Consider the following 3,052-nt stretch of genomic DNA (forward strand, 5'->3'; position numbering starts at 1 on the left):
TGAACTCGCTGCAAATTGCCGTCAAAACGCGGATTAAACTTATTTATCGGCCAGAGAGCCTTCGTGCGTCTACCCCTGAGGAACAAACCAACAAATTAACCTGGCGTCGTGCGGGAAATGCTCTGCAGGTAAATAACCCTACGCCGTACGTTATCAATTTCAATGAAATAACGGTCGGGGGTAAAAAACTTGACGATGTCACGTACGTAATGCCTTCAGGCTCAGTTCGTTTCCCGTTACCGAATGGGACCAATGGCAATACGCTGACGTTTAAAGTCATTAACGATTATGGCAATCCTGGCGAATTACACCGGGCCAGTTTGTGATCACTTTGCATTAATCGGGTGCTCGTCATGACAACGGCATTTAATACAGTGCAGCCTGCGCGCCTGGCAATATTCATTGCCCTCGCGCTTGCGGGTTTCTCTCCCACACTGTGGGCCAGTGAGACGTTTAATACGGAACTGGTAGAACTGGATAATCCCGGAATGGGAAAAGCGGATTTATCTGCCTTTGAATCCGGCTCGCAGGCGCCCGGGACGTACCACGTGGATATTATTCTTGACGAGCGGCTGCTGGAAACGCGGGATATTCGTTTCATGGCCGTGAAGGATGCTAACGGCAGTGAAACGTTGCAGCCGTGCCTGAGTATCAGGCAGTTAAAAGCGTGGGGCGTGAAAACGGCGCTTTTCCCGCAGCTCGACGCCGGGCAAGGAGAATGCGCCGATCTCAAGGCGATTCCACAGGCCAGCGCGGACTTCCAGTTTGGCGCCCAGCGTCTGGCAATCAGCATCCCACAGGCGGCCATAGATCTGCCAGCGAGAGGTTACGTTCCGCCGGAGATGTGGGATGAAGGCATTACCGCGGCCATGCTCAACTACAGCCTGAGCGGCGCGAACAGCCGGGCAAGAAGCGGGGCAGGCACCCGCAGCGACAGTCAGTATGCAAACCTGCGACCGGGGATCAACGTCGGTCCCTGGCGGTTACGCAACTACACCACCTGGTCCCGCGATGCGTCCGGCCAGGATAAGTGGGACAATGTCTATACCTTGATGCAGCGCGCGATTATTCCCCTGCAAGCCCAGCTTACGCTCGGAGACAGTTCCGCCCCTGCCGATGTCTTTGACAGCATGCCTTTTCGCGGCGTCCAGCTGGCGTCCGACGACGACATGCTACCGGATTCCCTGAAAGGCTATGCGCCGGTGGTGCGCGGTATTGCGCGAACTAACGCGCAGGTCGTGGTGCGTCAGAATGGCTATCAAATCTACCAAAGCTATGTGGCGCCGGGCGCGTTTGAGATCGCGGATATGTATCCCACCGGCGGCGCGGGCGATCTTGATGTCACGATCGTCGAAGCTGATGGCAGTGAGCAACATTTCACCCTGCCGTACGCTTCGCTGCCGGTCCTGCAACGGGAGGGGCGCCTGAAATATGCCCTTACCGCCGGGCAGTATCGATCGTATAACCCAAGCGTGGAGAAAACCCCCTTCGGGCAACTGACCGGAATTTACGGCCTCTCTCACGGCCTCACGCTCTATGGCGGCGTCCAGCGGGCAGATAAGTACCAGTCGGCGGCTCTGGGGGTGGGCAAGAACATGGGCGATTTCGGGGCGATATCCGCAGACCTCACCCAGGGCTGGTCAACGCCGGAGCATGCCGCGAAAACAAGCGGTCAGTCGTGGCGGGCCCGATACAGCAAGAATTTTATTAATTCCGGGACGAACTTTTCGATTGCCGGGTATCGCTACTCGACCCGCGGCTATTACGGGATGCAGGAGGTCCTCGATTCGTACGGCGACAGCAGCGCGCTTCAGGACAGGCGACGTAACCGTGCCGAGTTGACGATGAGCCAGACGCTGGGGGACAACCTGGGCGCGCTCACCCTCAGTGCGGCGCAGGAAGATTACCGGAATGACGGTAAGTCGATGGCTTCGTGGAGCGTCGGCTATAGCAACTACTGGCACAACATCAGCTATGGCCTGACATGGACCTACAGCAAAAATGTCCGCTCAGCGTCAGAAACCCGCGACAACCAAAAAAACGCTGTTCACGACCAGCTTATGGCGTTCAACATCAGCATTCCGCTGGATAAATTTTTGCCGCAGACATGGGCGAACTATGGCATGAACGCCAGCAGGAATAACGGGACGACACACAGCATCGGTCTGAACGGGGTGGCTCTCGAAAACCGAGCCCTGAACTGGAACGTGCAGCAGGGATACGGCACAGAGGGCGTGGGCTATACCGGCAACGTTAACGCGGACTACAGAGGCACCTATGGCGAAGCCACGGCGGGGTATGGTTATGACAAAAACAGTGAACGCCTGAATTACGGGCTACAAGGCGGCATCCTCGCCCATGCTGATGGCATCACGCTTTCTCAGCCGCTGGGGGAGACCAACGCCTTAATTAAAGCGCCTGGCGCCCACGGCGTGGATATCCGCAATCAGCCCGGTGTACGGACAGATTTTCGCGGTTATACGGTCGTGAGCAACCTTTCGGTCTACCGAAAAAACGATCTCACTCTCGATCCGGAAAATATGCCGGAGGATGTCGAACTGGAGATCAACACCCGCACGGTGACGCCGACGCGGGGAGCGGTGGTGAGAGCCGATTATTTGCCGAAGTCAGGTCGCCGGGTGCTGATGACCTTGACCGACAACGAACGCGCCGTTCCGTTTGGGGCGGTGGTCACCCTTGTCGGTGATGAGAGCAGCAGTTTTATTGTGGGCGATCGCGGTCAGGTTTATTTAACCGGTATGCGCGAGGAGGGGACGTTAGTCGCGACATGGGGGAGTCAGCCCAGCCAGCAATGCCGCGCTGATTTCAGCCTGCCGACACACTCAACATTCGGTGGGATCGCTGACATGCGCGCCTCCTGCCGTCAGGAACGTTAACATGAAATGGCTTATCGTGATTTTGCTTCTCTGTTTGCTCGCGGCGGGAAACCTCGCCCGTGCCGGTACGTGCACCACCATCACGCCGCAGCTGTCAACCCTGTCCGTGGGGACGATTAACGTGCAGCGTGATGCACCTGTCGGCACGGTGGTCT

General features: G+C 57.2%; 1 protein-coding gene and 2 pseudogenes. All 3 read left to right on the forward strand.

The annotated features are described in order from the left end of the window. A pseudogene (locus tag HP459_RS22140) lies at positions 1–326 on the forward strand (long polar fimbrial chaperone LpfB); the annotation flags it as partial. A 27-nt stretch (positions 327–353) separates the two neighbouring features. Further along, complete coding sequence (locus HP459_RS22145; protein ID WP_171936848.1) at positions 354–2,897, forward strand: fimbria/pilus outer membrane usher protein; 2,544 nt, start codon at positions 354–356, stop codon at positions 2,895–2,897. Between the two features lies 1 nt (position 2,898). After that, positions 2,899–3,052: pseudogene (locus HP459_RS23635) on the forward strand (fimbrial protein); the annotation flags it as partial.

Source organism: Enterobacter sp. CM29 (assembly GCF_013179605.1).
Classification (GTDB): Bacteria; Pseudomonadota; Gammaproteobacteria; order Enterobacterales; family Enterobacteriaceae; genus Enterobacter; species Enterobacter intestinihominis.

Bases quoted from the DNA above. Each gene is read 5' to 3' on its own strand.
- HP459_RS22145 (WP_171936848.1), top strand. From the start codon at position 354: ATGACAACGGCATTTAATACAGTGCAGCCTGCGCGCCTGGCAATATTC.